The 17,048-nt window shown below is 42.7% G+C and carries 17 protein-coding genes and 1 pseudogene; 10 read left to right on the plus strand and 8 right to left on the minus strand.

What is annotated here, in order from left to right:
• From BFN00_RS08725 to BFN00_RS08735, 3 genes and pseudogenes are all read right to left on the minus strand, one after another.
• Positions 1-238 (minus strand): annotated as a pseudogene (locus BFN00_RS08725) (hypothetical protein); the annotation flags it as partial.
• A 94-nt stretch (positions 239-332) separates the two neighbouring features.
• The gene (locus BFN00_RS08730) at positions 333-788 is read right to left on the minus strand and encodes a hypothetical protein (RefSeq protein WP_044108871.1); all 456 of its coding nucleotides are present in this window, start codon (positions 786-788) and stop codon (positions 333-335) included.
• Between the two features lie 247 nt (positions 789-1,035).
• The gene (locus tag BFN00_RS08735; RefSeq protein ID WP_004645401.1) at positions 1,036-1,452 is read right to left on the minus strand and encodes a glycine zipper domain-containing protein; all 417 of its coding nucleotides are present in this window, start codon (positions 1,450-1,452) and stop codon (positions 1,036-1,038) included.
• 345 nt (positions 1,453-1,797) lie between these two features.
• Here BFN00_RS08735 and prfA point away from each other — a divergent pair, with 345 nt between their 5' ends.
• Together prfA and prmC are read left to right on the plus strand one after the other, a co-directional pair.
• Entirely contained in the window at positions 1,798-2,886 is a 1,089-nt protein-coding gene (gene prfA, locus BFN00_RS08740; RefSeq protein ID WP_004645400.1) for a peptide chain release factor 1, read from the plus strand.
• The gene (prmC, locus tag BFN00_RS08745; RefSeq protein ID WP_044108872.1) at positions 2,886-3,704 is read left to right on the plus strand and encodes a peptide chain release factor N(5)-glutamine methyltransferase; all 819 of its coding nucleotides are present in this window, start codon (positions 2,886-2,888) and stop codon (positions 3,702-3,704) included. The genes prfA and prmC overlap by 1 nt, the downstream gene beginning before the upstream one ends.
• Before the next feature lie 183 nt (positions 3,705-3,887).
• On the opposite strand, the gene BFN00_RS08750 is transcribed toward prmC, so the two are convergent.
• Together BFN00_RS08750 and BFN00_RS08755 are read right to left on the minus strand one after the other, a co-directional pair.
• Complete coding sequence (locus BFN00_RS08750) at positions 3,888-4,241, minus strand: hypothetical protein (protein ID WP_044108873.1); 354 nt, start codon at positions 4,239-4,241, stop codon at positions 3,888-3,890.
• 228 nt (positions 4,242-4,469) lie between these two features.
• Positions 4,470-5,492, minus strand: coding sequence for an AraC family transcriptional regulator (locus BFN00_RS08755; protein WP_201771448.1), 1,023 nt, complete (start codon positions 5,490-5,492; stop codon positions 4,470-4,472).
• 138 nt (positions 5,493-5,630) lie between these two features.
• On the opposite strand from BFN00_RS08755, the gene BFN00_RS08760 reads away from it, so the two are divergent.
• The 3 genes from BFN00_RS08760 to BFN00_RS08770 all read left to right on the plus strand — a co-directional run bounded on the left by BFN00_RS08760 (position 5,631) and on the right by BFN00_RS08770 (position 9,701).
• Entirely contained in the window at positions 5,631-6,401 is a 771-nt protein-coding gene (locus BFN00_RS08760; RefSeq protein WP_044108875.1) for a 3-hydroxyacyl-CoA dehydrogenase, read from the plus strand.
• Positions 6,402-6,647: 246 nt separating this feature from the next.
• Entirely contained in the window at positions 6,648-7,784 is a 1,137-nt protein-coding gene (locus BFN00_RS08765; protein ID WP_044108876.1) for an acyl-CoA dehydrogenase family protein, read from the plus strand.
• A gap of 270 nt (positions 7,785-8,054) precedes the next feature.
• A complete protein-coding gene (locus BFN00_RS08770) occupies positions 8,055-9,701 on the plus strand; it encodes an AMP-binding protein (RefSeq protein ID WP_044108877.1) in 1,647 nt (548 codons plus the stop codon).
• A 255-nt stretch (positions 9,702-9,956) separates the two neighbouring features.
• On the opposite strand, the gene BFN00_RS08775 is transcribed toward BFN00_RS08770, so the two are convergent.
• On the minus strand, positions 9,957-10,487 hold the full coding sequence (locus BFN00_RS08775; protein WP_044108878.1) for a pyridoxamine 5'-phosphate oxidase family protein: 531 nt from the start codon (positions 10,485-10,487) through the stop codon (positions 9,957-9,959).
• Positions 10,488-10,971: 484 nt separating this feature from the next.
• Here BFN00_RS08775 and BFN00_RS08780 point away from each other — a divergent pair, with 484 nt between their 5' ends.
• The 4 genes from BFN00_RS08780 to BFN00_RS08795 all read left to right on the plus strand — a co-directional run bounded on the left by BFN00_RS08780 (position 10,972) and on the right by BFN00_RS08795 (position 14,003).
• Positions 10,972-11,742: a HesA/MoeB/ThiF family protein gene (locus BFN00_RS08780; protein WP_044108879.1), complete on the plus strand. Its 771-nt coding sequence runs from the start codon at positions 10,972-10,974 to the stop codon at positions 11,740-11,742.
• A gap of 58 nt (positions 11,743-11,800) precedes the next feature.
• Complete coding sequence (locus tag BFN00_RS08785) at positions 11,801-13,099, plus strand: ABC1 kinase family protein (RefSeq protein WP_004278767.1); 1,299 nt, start codon at positions 11,801-11,803, stop codon at positions 13,097-13,099.
• A 129-nt stretch (positions 13,100-13,228) separates the two neighbouring features.
• Positions 13,229-13,609 carry a dihydroneopterin aldolase gene (gene folB / locus BFN00_RS08790; RefSeq protein WP_004278766.1) on the plus strand — a complete coding sequence of 127 codons (381 nt, stop codon included), beginning with the start codon at positions 13,229-13,231 and terminating at the stop codon, positions 13,607-13,609.
• Positions 13,566-14,003 (plus strand): 2-amino-4-hydroxy-6-hydroxymethyldihydropteridine diphosphokinase, encoded by a 438-nt coding sequence (locus BFN00_RS08795; protein ID WP_044108880.1) that lies wholly within the window; start codon positions 13,566-13,568, stop codon positions 14,001-14,003. The genes folB and BFN00_RS08795 overlap by 44 nt, the downstream gene beginning before the upstream one ends.
• A 574-nt stretch (positions 14,004-14,577) precedes the next feature.
• On the opposite strand, the gene BFN00_RS08800 is transcribed toward BFN00_RS08795, so the two are convergent.
• Positions 14,578-15,279, minus strand: a complete 702-nt coding sequence (locus BFN00_RS08800) for a VIT1/CCC1 transporter family protein (protein ID WP_044108881.1) — start codon at positions 15,277-15,279, stop codon at positions 14,578-14,580.
• 282 nt (positions 15,280-15,561) lie between these two features.
• Between BFN00_RS08800 and BFN00_RS08805 the strand changes: the two genes are divergently transcribed.
• Positions 15,562-16,263: a DUF1003 domain-containing protein gene (locus BFN00_RS08805; RefSeq protein ID WP_004278763.1), complete on the plus strand. Its 702-nt coding sequence runs from the start codon at positions 15,562-15,564 to the stop codon at positions 16,261-16,263.
• A gap of 146 nt (positions 16,264-16,409) precedes the next feature.
• Here BFN00_RS08805 and coq7 read toward each other — a convergent pair whose 3' ends face one another.
• Positions 16,410-17,045 carry a 2-polyprenyl-3-methyl-6-methoxy-1,4-benzoquinone monooxygenase gene (gene coq7, locus BFN00_RS08810; RefSeq protein WP_004645382.1) on the minus strand — a complete coding sequence of 212 codons (636 nt, stop codon included), beginning with the start codon at positions 17,043-17,045 and terminating at the stop codon, positions 16,410-16,412.
• Positions 17,046-17,048 lie beyond the last annotated feature (3 nt).

Here is a 17,048-nt window from a genome sequence, read left to right on the forward strand (position 1 = left end):
GATCTACACGCGTAAGATCGTCGGCAGCGTCAGATGTGTATAAGAGACAGGCTTCTTGATATAGATCGCGAGCTGTGTAGTCTTCACGCTCCAAAAAGCGATTTACACTGTCATGCGAGATATTATAAGTCTCGGCAAGTTGTGTGCAGCTAATAGAGTTTGGTTCTGTCATGAGAAAGCCCATATAAATGGGTAATGTACAAGTTGCTGTAGAAGCATGTTTAGTTCGTCTGATCACAGATACGTTATAAAGTAGTTTGAGACTTTTTTAAATCCCTCAATGCGTAAGTCCTAGATGCTTATAAAGGAGGAAAGAATAAGGGGAGAGAATCTTAACGACGACGGTTGTTATAGCGATAATCGTTATAACGGTAGTTACGAGAAGAGTTATAGCGACGTTCGCTGCGGTCATCATAACGACGGTCTTCGCTGACTTTCTTACCTAAAGCTGAACCACCTGCTGAACCCAGTGCCGCACCGATATAACCACCGTTGGTGCCTGCCATGTTTCGGCCAATTGCATAACCTGCACCGCCACCTAAAGCACCACCGATAATCGCACCATTACGGTCACGTTTATTTGCTGCTACTGCGGCGCCCGCACCACCGCCAATCGCTGAACCGATTGTTGCGCCAGTTGTACCACCCATTTTATTACCGACTGCGGCACCAACGACACCACCCAAAGCAGAAGCTAAAGCTGTATTGGTTGTATTGCCTGCATTGGCAGCTGTCATACCCATGGCTGAGGTTGCTACGACAGCGATCATTAGAGATTTATAGTTCATGAGGACACCTTTTATATATCTAGCTATATTTTGTTGATGAGATAAATTTAATCTAGCAAGCGCCAAACAGCATGAAGGCAATGTTGGCGAATTGTGATTTTTATCTCCTTAATTTATTCATGATGTGGACAGGATAATTCCATGTATTACTTGAAATTTCATGTTATGAAACAGTAATAAAAAAAAAGCACCAAAAGATGCTTTTCATGTTAAATGTAGCGTCTGGTCTAAACAGCCTGAGCGCAAATTAACGGTAACGTTTTTTCCAGTGTTTAGAGCGTTTTTCAGCTGCTTTATCTTTGGCAATCTTGTTACCTAGTGCAGCACCACCGGCAGCACCCAAAGCTGAACCGATATAACCGCCGTTAGTACCGCCCATATTTTTACCTACGGTATAACCTGCACCGCCACCTAGGGCACCACCAATGGCAGATTCAGTACGGTTTTTCTTGCTGCTTGCAACTGCTGCACCGCCAGCACCACCTAAAGCAGCACCAATGGTTGCACCAGTATTACCGCCCATGTTTTTACCTAATGCTGTACCTGCAACACTACCTAAAGCACTTGCTGCTGCAACACGCGCTGTACTGTCGGCATGTGCGTTTACGGTCATCATTGAACCAGCAGCTAAAACTGTACTCATTAAAAGTGCATTGAGTTTCATGTCATCACTCCGTGTCCATCTACAGGACTGTAGTTATTTCGATGCGGAAAATGTAACAAATCATGCCCAAAACAATATGAAGATGTTTCTTCATAATTCCCTGCTTTATTTGGCGAATTGTAAAATCAGCAAGAAATAAGAATAAGATCGACTATAAAAAAAGCAATTCCACTGTTTTTAATCATATTTGTTAACAAATGCTGTAGAGCATGAATGATAGCAACGCGGACTTACTCAATAATGATGTTCATTAGAAGCCAGAGTCGTTAAACTAGGCGCAATTTTTTGATTTCGCTGTGCTAAATCGGTTTTTAGTCACAGCCTATGTTTGAGATTTTTTAGAAAATGAAAGAATCGTTACGTTTACGATTAGACCAACTCTCTGACCGCCATGAAGAATTGACCGCATTACTGGCTGATGTAGAAGTCATTTCTGATAATAAGCGCTTCCGTCAATTGTCACGTGAGCATAATGACTTAACAGAAATTACCAATGTCTGGACCAAGTATAGACAGGCTGAAGAAGACATCGAAACGGCTCAGGCCATGCTGTCAGATCCGGACTTTAAGGAAATGGCACAGGAAGAAATTAAAGAGAATAAAGCTTTAATTGAATCGCTTGAAGCAGACTTGAACATCTTGATGATTCCGAAAGATCCGAATGATGCCAACTCGGCTTATCTGGAGATTCGTGCGGGAACCGGTGGCGATGAAGCAGCGATTTTCTCTGGCGATTTATTCCGTATGTATAGTAAATATGCGGAAAACCAAGGCTGGCGTATTGAAATCCTTTCTGAAAATGAAGGCGAACATGGCGGCTATAAAGAAGTCATCTGCCTGATTAATGGTGACGGGGTTTACGGTCGTCTAAAATTTGAAAGTGGTGCGCATCGTGTACAGCGTGTACCAGCGACCGAATCACAAGGCCGTGTGCATACCTCAGCATGTACCGTTGCGATTCTTCCTGAAATTGATGTCGATACCTCGGTTGAAATCAACTCATCTGATTTGCGCATTGATACCTATCGTGCTTCAGGTGCAGGTGGTCAGCATGTTAACAAAACCGATTCTGCAGTACGTATTACTCATATTCCAACCGGCACCGTAGTGGAGTGTCAGGAAGAGCGTTCACAGCATAAGAACAAGGCCAAAGCGATGGCACTGCTGGTATCACGTTTAGAAAATGCCAAACGTGCAGCAGCAGATGCAGCAACCTCGGAAATGCGTCGTGACCTGGTGGGTTCGGGGGATCGTTCAGAACGTATCCGTACCTATAACTATCCGCAAGGTCGTATGACAGATCACCGCATTAACCTGACTTTATACAAGCTGGATGCCGTGATGGAAGGTGATTTGACTGAATTGCTGGACAGCCTGCATCGCGAATATCAGGCGGATCAATTGGCCATGCTTGCACAGCAGAATGGTGGATAATGAATATTTTACAAGCCTTGGCTTTACGCGGCGAAGCTGAAAGTTATGAACGTCAGGAAAATGCCTGGTTACTGGAACACATCACCAAGATTGATTCATTTGATCTGCTGATGAAAAAAGATCAGGAATTAACGCCGGAACAGGAACAAGCGTATAAAGATGGGTTGGCGCGTATTGCTGCTGGCGAACCTTTGGCTTATGTTACTGGTTCACAGCCATTCTGGACTTTAGACCTCAAAGTGACCAAAGATACCTTGGTGCCACGTCCGGATACTGAAGTGCTGGTTGAGACGGTATTGAAGTTAGATCTGCCTGAAGATGCCCGTGTGGTGGATTTGGGGACAGGTACTGGTGCAATTGCCTTATCACTGGCATCTGAACGTTCTAACTGGACACTAACCGCTTCCGATATCTACGAGCCTACGCTTGAGGTGGCGAAATATAATGCGGAACAACATGATATTGAGAATGTAGAATTTGTTCTGGGTTCATGGCTGAAGCCATTTGGCCGTCAATTCTTTGACGCCATTGTATCGAATCCACCTTATATCGACGCTGATGATGTGCATATGCAGAATCTGGCGACTGAACCGGAACGTGCGCTGGTGGCAGATAAAAAAGGTCTGGCCGATATTGAAATGATTATTCTGCAAGCCAAGAAGCATTTGACTGTGAATGGTTGGGTGGTGCTTGAACATGGTTATGATCAGGCAGATGCCGTACAACATCTATTTAAACAGGCGGGTTATAAGCAAGTCCGCACGGTTAAAGATTATGGCGGGAATGATCGTGTGACTTTGGCGCAATGGCCGCATTAATCTGTAATTCTTTTTCTATAAAAAAGCGACTACATTGGTCGCTTTTTTATTGGATTTTTTCTTTATAAATTCCTGACTGCATTTGAAACCTTAAGTATTTTGAATGACATGATGCCAACGCAGTATAACTAAAAACAAAAAAGCGATGCCAGAGCACCGCTTTCGAGGAATTTTTAAAAATAATTACATTGGATAGTCTTGTAGACAGTCATAGACTTCTACCTGATCCAAACTGCCAGTTTCCATTGCCAGACAAAGTGCCACAACTTTCAAAGTATCTGCCAGATATTTTTCATCTTTCAAGGCGATACCTTCCTGTAATCCACTTATACGTTCTGCTGGAATTTCAAGGGCCTGAGCCGCTTCCACAGCATCTACTTGGTTAAAGAAGTGCAAAATTGCATCTTTCAGTTCTGCATCCGATGCATTTAAAATCCCTTGATTCAACTGTTCTGTAATTAGATCAGTCGAAGAAAATAAAGCTTTAGAGAAGTTTTGGACAAGATTTTGCCCAAGCACATCAGTCATCTTTAACATGGAGATACCTTCAACTAGAAAGGAAAATGGAGAGTACAGCCAATAGCAAAAGTGCTATAAATTGAATGAAAAATAATCTATTCTCGGGTAAATTGCAAAGCTTTCCGGGTGACTGTGTAGTCCTGCTAATATATGTTTTAGGGCTTGAAATATATAATTATAATAAAAATAAATGCTTAGAATACAAGTCTCTTTCTTTGACATTTTTGAAGTCTAAGTTTATATAAATTATCTAATATTATTTTGCCGATACGCGCCTGGACTGACGCCAGTCCACTTTTTGAATGCACGATGAAATGCACTGGATTCCTGAAAATTAAGCTGATCGCTAATCTCTTGTAAACTTTGTTCAGTACGAGTCAGTAACTCAATCGCGGTATCCCGGCGTATCTCATTTTTTAACTGTTGATAGCTGACACCTTCACTTTTTAAACGCCGTTGCATGGTCGCTTCAGACATATTCATTTTTAAGGCCAGTTCATTCAGTTCCAGCCATTCTGCCGGTGAAACCTGTAACAATTGTCGGCGAATCTGGGTGCTTAAAGCATAGGGATTTTTAAAACGCACCAATAAATTTTGTGGTGTTTGTTGAATAAACTGATACCAGGACTGAGCATCCTGTTTAATCGGCAGTTGCAGATAGCTTGCATCAAATTGCACATAGTTTTCGCTGGCCTGATATTCAATCTGTTCACAAAAACGGACTTTGTAATCGAAATCATCCAGTGGTGCTGCACATTTCAATTGAATTTGATTAAGCAAAATCCGTTGTCCACTTAACCAGCAGATCAGGGTATGAATCAGCATCAGATAAGTCGCATAACTAAACATGCGTTTGATTGCTTTTAAATCATAAATTACGATATAGGCATAGTGTTCCTCAACCATGAGCGTGCTTTGCAGATCGTCCAAAACCAGGTTGAGAAATTGCAGAATGTGTTGCACGGCTTTTTCCAGTGTATCTGCCTGCATAACCATTTTCGAAAGCAATTTAAAACTGCCACGACGCATGGCATGACTGTCCATGCCAAAAAATTCGTCATTCATGCTGTCTGCAAGTACAGTCCATAATTGGGCAAATTGATTAACAGAAACGCGTGCCTTGGGAGCATTCAATACTTCTGCTGGGATATTGGCTTTTTTCAGAATGGCAGGGATATCAAATTGCAGCCGTTTGGCATCCAGCAATGCTTCGTTCACCAGGTCAATCGAGATGGTGCCTTTGCTATATTCCAGTGCAGGCTTATGCATATTCAGTCTGACATCCTTGTTTTCATTGTCCAAATACATCATGCAAGATGCAATATTTGGAAATTGTACAGAATAAAAACTCTGTTTACTCTGCATATTAAGTCGTATCTGAAATAGAAAAATCGCTAGGAAATAAACATGAACATTCAGGGAAAAGTTATTGTGATCACCGGTGGTGCCTCAGGTTTGGGTGCAGCCACAGCGACTCATCTGGTTGAACACGGTGCCAAAGTGATTCTGGTCGATATGAATCAGGAGCAGGGTGAAGTACTACAGCAGCAACTGGGTGCACAGTCTGAGTTTGTACAGCTCGATGTTACCGATGAACAAGCCATTGAAAGTTTCTTCGCTTATGTTGAAAGCACGTATGGTCAACTGAATGGCTTGATCAACTGTGCCGGGATTGCACCGTCTGCCAAAGTATTGGGTCGTAACGGCATCCATGAATTAGCCATGTTTCAAAAAGTGCTCAATATTAATGTAAATGGTACTTTTAATATGTTGCGTCATGCGGCGGCTTTAATTGCAAAATATGAGTTGCAATCGGGTGAAGAAGAACGTGGCGTGATTGTGAATACTGCTTCAGTTGCCGCTTATGACGGTCAAATTGGTCAGACTGCCTATGCGGCATCCAAAGGTGCAGTCGTCGCAATGACTTTACCTTTGGCACGTGAACTGGCTCGTGAAGCGATCCGTGTCATGACCATCGCGCCGGGCATTATGGAAACTCCGATGCTGAAAGGCATGCCGCAAAATGTCCAGGATGCTTTGGGGCAAATGGTGCCATTTCCATCGCGTCTGGCCAAACCACAGGAATTTGCCCAGCTGGTGGGACATATCTTTGAAAATAGTTATTTGAATGGTGAGGTCATTCGTTTGGATGGCGCAATCCGTATGCAGCCTAAATAAGTTTTCGATTTATATAGGACATGATGATTTGCACAGCTACCAATTTCTCATTGAATTTAAATGAATTTGCTTAAGCATGCATTTTCTTTTGAAGGATCAAAAGAAACAAAAATCCTTTGCGAAACTGAAGATACATCCCTGTATCTCAGTTTCGCAGGCGACATCCATGCCGCCTTATCCGACGTGCCAACGATCTCAATAGTAAAAAGCTTGAAGTAAATAAATAGATATAGAAAGGGAAGTTCAATGATTTTAAATGATGAACAAAAAATGATTCAGGACATGATGCGCAATTATTCGCAGCAGAAACTGAAACCGACAGCGGCCTTACGCGACAAAACTGCACAATTCCCAGCACAAGAACTTAAAGAACTCGGTGAGCTTGGCGCATTGGGTATGACAGTGGCTGAAGAATGGGGCGGTGCAGGTCTGGATTATGTTTCACTAGTCTTGGCACTAGAGGAGATCGCTGCAGGTGATGGTGCAATCTCGACGATTGTCAGTGTGCAGAATTCTTTGCCTTGTGGTATCACCCAGCGTTATGGCACAGAGGCACAAAAACAGCAGTATTTGACTAAACTGGCAACAGGTGAATGGCTAGGCTGTTTCTGCTTGACGGAACCTCAGGCCGGTTCGGATGCCAGTTCGCTGGAGTGTAAAGCCGAACGCGATGGCGATGAATGGGTGCTAAATGGTACCAAGCAGTTTATCACGACAGGTAAACACGCACAGATTGCACTAGTCTTTGCTGTGACCGATAAATCGGCAGGGAAAAAAGGTATTTCATGCTTTCTGGTGCCGACCGATGCACCGGGTTATATCGTGTCACGCCTAGAAGAGAAAATGGGTCAACATTGTTCCGATACCGCGACCATCGTTCTGGATAATTGCCGGATTCCGGCTGCCAATCTGCTGGGTCAGGAAGGTGAAGGCTATAAAATTGCTTTATCAAATCTTGAGTCTGGTCGGATCGGCATTGCGGCACAATCTGTCGGTATGGCTCGGGCTGCACTGGATGCTGCAGTGGAATATGCCAATGACCGTAAAGCCTTTGGTGTAGAAATTGTGCAACATCAGGCTGTGGCGTTCAGGCTTGCAGATATGGCGACACAAATTGAAGCCGCACGTCAGCTCGTTTTGCATGCTGCAACATTAAAAGATGCAGGCTTGGCGTGTTTAAAAGAAGCATCGATGGCAAAACTGTTTGCATCGACTATTGCAGAAAGAGTCTGCTCGGATGCGATCCAGATTCATGGTGGCTACGGTTATGTCTCTGATTTTCCGGTCGAGCGAATTTACCGTGATGTGCGAGTGAGCCAGATTTATGAAGGTGCATCGGATATTCAACGTCTGGTGATTGCGCGTGAAGTCTGTCAGCGCTGAGGTTGATTGAAAAAATACTTTGGCCGATGTTCAAACCCGGCATTTCAATTGATGGATATGGAAATTGCCAGGATAAAGCAACCAGGTTATTAGCTAAACACATGTAGTACTCAGAATATAAGCAGAGAAGCATGATTTATGTTTTTAGTTATAAGGCATGAATAAAGATTTGAGAGCGGTATGCTGATGGAATCAGCGAGAACAACAAATACAAATGGACAAACTCAGGCAAGGTCGCCTGAAAACTACAACAGGAAAGAGGTTGTCGTCATGAAGACACTAGAACAGGCATATGCTGATTTTAATTTTGAAAATATGGTTCAAGAACATCTGGTTGGAAACGCAGAGAACATCAATGCGTATACCGAATGCTGTGGTCGCTACCTGGGTCAAAACCGAACTGCACTGATTTGGGAAGGCAAAAACGGAGATGCAGAGCAGTGGACCTTTGAACAGCTGGCCGTAGCTTCAGGACAGCTGGCCAATTATATGCATTCTCTGGGTTTAAAAGCCGGTGACTGTATTGCAGGATTGCTGCCAAGAACGCCAGCACTCTTAATTACCATATTGGCCACCTGGCGTATCGGTGCCATATACCAACCTTTATTTACTGCCTTTGAAAGCAAAGCCATTGAACATCGCATCAGTACCGCTGGCACCCAGTTGATTGTTACTGATGAAGAGCAGCGACTGAAACTTCATGATCTCAATGTCCCTAATATTCTGACTGTGCATCAAACAGCGGCAGATGATTATCAAGATGCTGATTTCTGGACAGCCTTACAGCAGCAACCGGAAGAGTTTGAACCGGTAAATTGCCAGTTTAATGATATTTTCCTGATGATGTTTACTTCAGGTACGACAGGCTTGGCAAAATCGGTTCCTGTGCCTTTAAAAGCGTTGTTGGCCTTTAAAGGCTATATGCTGCACGCGGTAGATCTGCGAGATGAAGATTCCTTCTGGAATCTGGCAGACCCGGGCTGGGCGTATGGACTGTATTATGGCATTGCAGGGCCGCTCAGTTTAGGGCACAGCATCATCATGGATGAACGTGGCTTTAGTGTCGATAATGCCGTACAAATCATTCAAAAATATCAGGTTAGTAACCTGACCGGTTCGCCAACCGCATTTCGCATGTTCTTTGGTTTTAAAGAAAAATTTGATGCAGGCATCAGTTCGCATTTACGCGTGGTAAGCAGTGCAGGTGAGCCGCTCACGCCTGAAGTGATTCAGTGGTTCAATCATGATTTAAGTGTGAATATTTACGATCAATATGGACAGACTGAACTGGGTATGGTGATCGCCAATCATCATGGCTTGGAGCATTATAAAAAAGTTGGTTCAGCCGGTTTTGCTATTCCTGGGCATCGTTTTGCTGTATTGGACAAAGAACATCAGGAAGTAGAAAAAGGCGGGATTGGAACCTTGGCAATTGACTGTGCAGCTTCACCGTTGATGTGGTTTGAAGGCTATGCAGGCCACAACCGCAAGTCATTTGTCGGGCAGTATTATCTCACTGGTGATACCGTGAAGCTGAATGAATATGGCGGTATTGATTTTATTGGGCGTGCAGACGATGTCATTACAACTTCGGGCTATCGGGTTGGGCCTTTTGATGTAGAAAGTACTTTGCTTGAATGTGAAGAAGTGCTTGAATCTGCAGTCGTCGGCAAGCCAGATCCAGAACGTACTGAAATTGTGAAAGCCTTTGTAGTACTTAAATCAGCATATCCAGCTACTGAAGATTTGATGTTGAAACTGCAAAGTTATGTACGTTCACGCTTATCCAAACATGCCTATCCGAAAGAGATTGAGTTTGTGGCATCTTTGCCTAAAACATCGAGTGGCAAGATTCAGCGAAATTTACTCAAACAGCAGGAAGTTGCCAAACTTCAAGAGATGAAGCGAGTCAGCTAATTTTTCAAATTAATTGTTTGATTGAATGTTCAAAGGCTGCCATAGCAGCCTTTTGGTTTTTTAAGAAATAAATCTGCTACTTAAATTTTAATCAGATATTGAGCTGATTTTCCCAAACTTATATTTTTAAGAGAGCAGATTAAGGCAAGCAAAAATTATAATTTTTTATGTCATTACAGTAAAATTACATTAATATTTAAAATTAAATATATCAAAAATTTAGCCTCTTAAGATAAAGAGGCTAAATCTCATTCATTACCAGATATTACTTTGTAGATTCACTTTTTGATGTTCTGCATGCGGTTCGCCCGCTTCGCCGGTAACACCGCCTTTTAAGGCTTTAAAAAGCTGGGTAACTTTGTTATCTGTGACATTCCAGTATTCTGCGCTGACTGCTTCAGCAATCAATACCCGTACGGTCGGATCATCCTTGCCTTCAAACCAGTTTTCTGCCCACGGATTCCACAACTGTTCAATCAGAATGCGGTCAGTACTGATCTGGGCATGAGCACTGATCGACACATAGATACCATCTGATGGTTTTGCAAAAGACAGGCCAATTTGACCACGGCCAGTTTCTGCTGCTTTGACCAGATCATTGGTATTACGCAGGATGAAATATAAGTTTTGACGTTCGTTCATCTGTTCGGAGTTCAGCATGGTCATCGGCTGGGAGTGTATTTCATGTGTATCAGTTAAATGGCTGATCATGGTGTAACGGACATCCTTGATCAATTCCCATAATTTTTCACGATTATCATGTTGAGTATTGTTATGCTCGGTCATGTATGTTCTCCATACGATTTTATGAAAGCTGAAAAGATTGCTTGGTATTTTCAGATTAATCATATTTAGAGACAGATGCCTTAGGTCTCACTGAACTCATACATTTTCATACTCAAATACAGGCAGAGACTACAGAATTGCTAAACAAGGCAGTTCTATTTACAGGGTAATTCAATAGCAAAGATTTTAAAAACTTCAGGTTTGACACCTTTTATAAATGAGAAAAAGCTGTTTGCCGGAACCATTGAATTGAGGTGATTCAAAAAATCTTGCCAAGCCATAGCCGCTGCATCTTGATACCGAGCGTTTAGCTGATATGCTAGTTGCCATCAACGATGGCCGAACCATTTATTGATGTGCTGTGAATTGAATGTGAGATTGATATTCCAGAGATTTATCAGTCCTTAAAAAATTCAGTAAAGCTAATTTTTGCGATCATTGTTAAAAATTTTCGAAACAAGGAAAGACGTTGTCTACATTTAACATGGATGCCATATCCCCAGAATTCGAACTCACCGATGCTGAACTGCATCTGTATAGCCGTCAGATTCTTCTGGATGGCTGGGATATTGATGCGCAGGAGCGACTGAAATTTTCTAATGTCTGTATTATTGGTTGTGGCGGAATTGGCTGTGCACTGGCAGAACTTCTGGCGCGCGCAGGTGTAGGGAAAATCACCCTGATCGATCCAGATACTATCGAGATGAGTAATTTACAGCGACAACTGGCATTTATGCCGCAGGATATTGGATTTTATAAGGCAGAAACTCTGGCCAAAAGACTGGGCCAGATTAATCCGAATGTACAAGTTGAATATATCAATCAGGCTTTAACGGCTGAGAATGCAGTAAGTGTGATCGAGCATCAGGATCTGGTATTGGATGGCTGTGATCAGTTTGCCACACGCTATCTGGTCAATCACATTTGCGTGGAGCTGAATGTGCCCTTATTGAGTGCCTCTGCGATTGGCTTGCAAGGCCAGCTGTTTATGGTCGAAGGGGATTCTGCCTGTTATGCCTGCCTGTTCCCGCCAGAAAATCAGGCCGATGAAAGTTTGCGCTGTGCAGACTCCGGTGTACTGGCGACTACCCCGAATGTGATGGCCAGTTTGCAGGCACATCATGCCTTGTTATATCTGGGATTGAGCCAGATGCCCCTCAGACAAAAACTGCTGCTTTGGGATGGCATGAGTTTTAAGCAACGGATTCTGACTTTCGAAAAAGATACAGATTGCCCAATCTGTCAGGCAAGATAAGCCTGCAAAGTGAAATTTTTTTGCTACACTGCGTCTAATTAATTTTTCCTAAGACATTATGAAAAACAATATCTGGTTAGATGGAATACGTTCAGTTGCCCGTATGGGAGAAACAGCAGTCGTTGCGGCAAAGGCGGGCTTTAAATATGCCACTGAAAAGCCGAGCAATGCCAAACTGATGCGTGAAACTTTTGAATCCTTAGGTTCAACTTATATCAAGCTGGGTCAGTTTATTGCCAGCACGCCGTCACTATTTCCACGTGAATATGTTGAAGAGTTTCAGGGTTGTCTGGATCAGACTCCACGCTTGCCGTTCAGCTATATCCAGCAAGTACTGGCCTCTGAATTTGCGGGTCGTAATCTGGACGAAATCTTTGCATCGATTGATGAAACGCCATTGGCCTCTGCGTCCATTGCCCAGGTGCATGCAGCCAAACTGGTGTCTGGCGAAGATGTGGTGATTAAAGTACAAAAACCGGGTGTAGAAACCATTTTATATACCGATTTAAATGTGCTGCATTGGGCGACCAAGTTACTGGAAAAAGCAGTCCCAAAAGTCAAGTTTGCTTCACTGGCTGACATTGTCGAAGAAATCAAAACCCGTATGGTGCGCGAAGTCGATTTTATCGAAGAAGCACAAAATCTGGATGATTTCGTCAATTACCTGAATATCACCAACAATCAGGCAGCCACTGCACCGAAGGTTTATCATCAATATTCGACCCGTCGTGTGCTGACCATGCAGCGTTTATACGGTGTGCCTTTGACAGATTTTGAAGTCGTCAAAAAAGTATCCAAAGATCCATCTCAAGTACTGATTACGGCGATGAATACCTGGTTTGGCAGCTTGATGATGTGTAACAGCTTCCATGCCGATCTGCATGCAGGCAACCTGATGCTGCTCGAAGATGGCCGTGTCGGTTTTATTGATTTCGGTATTGTGGGTCAGCTTAAGCCTGAAGTATGGACGGCATGTATGGCATTTATGGATTCATTGCAACATACCAATTATGAGCTGATGGCGCAAAACATGCTGAAAATGGGCATGACCGCTGTGCAGATTGACACCAAAGTCTTGGCTGCTGATCTGGAACGTTTATTTAGCGGTGTATTGATGGCGGATCCGCAGGAATTGTTAACGTCCAACCCTGCTGACCTGAACGATATCATGATGGATATGGTGGCTGTGGGTGAACGTCACGGGATCCGCTTCCCGCGTGACTTTGCCTTGTTGTTCAAGCAAATGCTGTATTTCGACCGTTTCATGCGTATTCTGGCGCCGTATACCGACATCTATGCCGATCAGCGTTTGCAGATGGTGCAGAGCATGGATCCGAATCTGCTGTTAAAGCATTAATCTTAAACCCTATCTAGACTTGGAAAAATCCCCCTAAATCCCCCTTTTAAAAGGGGGACTTTAAAAGCTCCTCCCTTTGTAAAGGAGCTTGAGGGGGATGTGGTCAGTATTAAATTCTCGAGCAATCCAATGGACGCCATTATTATTGAAGGTTTAAAGGTTGAGACAGTCGTGGGCTGCTTTAACTGGGAGCGTCAAATTATTCAGCCTTTAATGCTGGATTTGATCATTCAAACCGATTTAGAACAGGCATCAAACTCAGATGCACTTGCAGATACGTTGAATTATGCAGAAATTTGTGAGATTTCCAGTAAAGTCATTCAAGACGCCAAGCCTGAATTGATTGAACATGCAGCAAAGTTAGTGCTGAATGCACTTTTTACTACCTTTACAGCAATTGAATCGATTAATATTACGATCCGTAAGCCTGCCATTATCGCGCAAGCCAATTCTGTAGGGATACGTCTTGAACGCCACCGAAACGATTTTCGCCCTAGCATTAGCGAGTAATTGTCATCCTCAGCAACATTTTCAAGCTGCACAGCAACGTATTTCTGAATGGGGAGAAGTTCAGTTTTCTCCCATTTATATGATTCCTTGCCGCGATGGCATCGGCGAAGATTACTGGAATGCAGCGTGTTTATTGCGAAGTTCGGTGTCTAGTGAAGGCCTGATTGAGCTGCTCAAACAGCTGGAACAGGCATCAGGGCGAGTACGTCCATCTCATCAGATTACTTTGGATGTTGATTTGATTGCCTGGGGATTAGATCTTCAACATATGCAGTTTAATGAAAAAAAGTTGCCCTTGGCTCTGGATGTGAAAGTGCCTATGTTTGATATCTGGCATGATGCCATGTTCGAACATGGATCACATAGCTTCCCAACAGTTGAACAGCTGATTTAAATCAAATCACCTAATTTTTTGCTAATACATTTTATCCAGTAAGAATAATTAACCAGCCTGATCAAGCCAGATCAGGCTTTTTATGGTGCAGTTTTTTTGTCTTTAGAGTAAAAGAAAAATTCAGATAAGATGGTTCAGGTGGAGTTTAGGAATCATTTAAAAATGAAAATATTAGAAATCTTGGTTTCGGTCATTTTAATTCTTGGAATTCTTTATGTGATCCAAGAGGGAATTAATATTTGATTGATTTAAAGCTCTGAAATGTATTTTAAGATCAATAAAAATCCTCAAAGTATCAAGAAATGAATCATCGCTCTTTCACTTTTTCTTGTTATAAAAAATGATCAGTAATACGATAATGATCGCCAAGATGGCAAGAATGATCGTAGTTTCCATAACAATACCTCTCAGGCATAAATCTTAAGTTTTAAGCATCTAAATTAAAACCGAATATATATTAATTAAACTCAAGTTTTGTTAGAGCCGCTAGTTTTTTGAAAAACATTTTTCAGTGATGTTAATAGAAGAACCGCTCAATCCTATTCTGTGTCTAACTAAAAAAATAAACATATATTTAGCCAACAGACACATTAAATAATGATCCGATCCATGCACTGAATAACATGGCGATAATTCCCCAGAGCATGACCCGAACTGCACCTCTCCAGACACTTACTCCACCGGCATAGCTTGCCAGTGCGCCCATCATCCCCAAACTTAAAACACCAATCAGCATGACGCCTTTATCCAGATAATGTTCCGGTAAAATCATGATTGAAATTAAAGGAAATAATGAACCTACCGTAAATGCCATAGCCGAAGAAAATGCAGCGAGAAAGGGTTGGGCAGAGGTAGGTGCTGAAATACCAATTTCATCCCGGGCATGGGCATCCAAGGCATTATGGTCGGTCAGCTGTTCAGCGACCTGTTGTGCCAAAGCAGGTTCCAGACCTCGTTGTATATAAATCGTTTTGAGCTCATTTAACTCATGCGTGGGATGGCGCTGCAGTTCGCGCTCTTCCATGAGTAGATCATTGGTTTCAATATCTTGCTGGGATTTAACCGAAATATATTCACCGGCCGCCATTGATGCGGCGCCAGAAATCAATCCGGCAACACAGGTCACCAATAGAATTTCCGTGGATGCTCCACTGGCTGCAATACCCACCACCAGACTGGTGACCGAAATAATCCCGTCATTTGCCCCCAGTACAGCTGCACGAAGCCAACCCGCGCGTTCGATATAATGTTTTTCAAGATGGTATGAATGGCGCACAATGAAGCCCCTTTTTTATTATCATCATGATTATAGTAAATTTAAGTCATGTATAGATAGTAGGATTGAATCGATCTGAAAATTATCTTGAATGATCTGATCATCGTGCGCTTGGCTTAGCCTTTTATCAATCCAAGATAAAATCGAAGTGAGATTCATAAGTTCAAGAAATCAGACGCACTTGATACATAATTGATTTACGAATGGTAAAAATGATTAAAGCAAATCAAATATATCGAACAAAATAATAGCTGAGTGAGCTGGTTTAAAAAGAGAATCATCATGAAAGAAAAACATGAAAGCCATAAATGCTTGGTATGCGGCAAGCACTTTCTTCTGAAAAATCTCACTCCGATGGGAACAGTCAGAAAAGTCATTACCGAAGAGATTGCCAGGGATATTCCAGGCTGGACACCGCAAGATTATATTTGCCAGGCAGATTTAACCCGGTACCGCATACAGTATGTACATTCATTATTAAGTTCGGAAAAGGGTGAAGTGACTGATCTTGAGTTTGAAGTGATTGATAGCATGCATCAGCATGAACTGATTACCAAAAATGTGGAAACAACCTTAGAGCAAAAGTGGACTTTGGGAGAAAGGCTCGCTGATAAAATTGCAACTTTTGGTGGAAGCTGGACCTTTTTGATTTGTTTTGCAATCTTTTTGAGCCTGTGGATTACGATAAATACTGTGGTGATGGTGACACGACCTGCTGATCCTTATCCATTTATTCTGTTGAATTTAATCCTGTCCTGTCTCGCGGCGATTCAGGCACCTATTATTATGATGAGCCAGAACAGACAGGAAGCCAAAGACCGCTTACGTTCGCAAAATGATTATCAGATCAACTTAAAAGCCGAACTGGAAATTCAGCATTTGCATGAAAAATTAGATCATCTGTTGCTGCATCAATGGGAACGGTTGGCGCAAATTCAGGAAATCCAGCTGGACCTGCTTTCTGAAATGAGCAAAAAAGATTAAAGGATGCTGTGGGGGACTCTCTATTATTTTATAGAGCTTATAAGTAATAAGATCGCTATATGCCTTGAGTTACTATTATCTCGCTCAAGATTTGACACATATTAAAAAGCCCACAAATGAGTGGGCTCAAACTGAAACCGTCTTATTTAAATAAAATAACTGGTTTTGGTCATCAACTTGGAAATGCCGGTCATGGCGATCTTGACTGGAACGGGTAAATCTACACCGCCAGCGTTTAAAGCTGTATCCCGATGATGCAGTTCATCTTCATTCATCTGTTCCAAGATACGACGAGAACGTTCATCCTGCGGTGGCAACTGACTAATATGATGTTGTAAATGCATGCTGACTTGACGTTCTGTTTCAGCCACAAAACCCAGACTGTATTTATCGCCTGCGATCCCGGCAATTGCACCCATACCGAAGGAAAGACCGTACCAGACCGGATTGAGCAGACTGGTATGGCTATCCAGTTCTTTTAAGCGGTCTTCACACCAAGCCAGGTGATCCTGTTCTTCAATCGCTGCCTGTTCCATTTCACGACGTACATTCGGGAGTTTCGCCGTCATCGCCTGACCATGGTACAGTGCCTGTGCGCAAACCTCACCACTATGATTGACCCGCATTAAACCTGCTACATGACGTGCATCACTGACCGTTAATTGTGTTTCTACCGGTTGGGCCGGATTTTCACGTCGTGCCGATGTCGTGCCCGGGACGAGACTGCGTAATGCCTGATCAAAAGAATGAATCAGCTTATCGACACCTGTATATTGACGCATGAA

It is taken from the genome of Acinetobacter sp. AR2-3, from assembly GCF_001878775.1.
GTDB lineage: Bacteria > Pseudomonadota > Gammaproteobacteria > Pseudomonadales > Moraxellaceae > Acinetobacter > Acinetobacter lwoffii_D.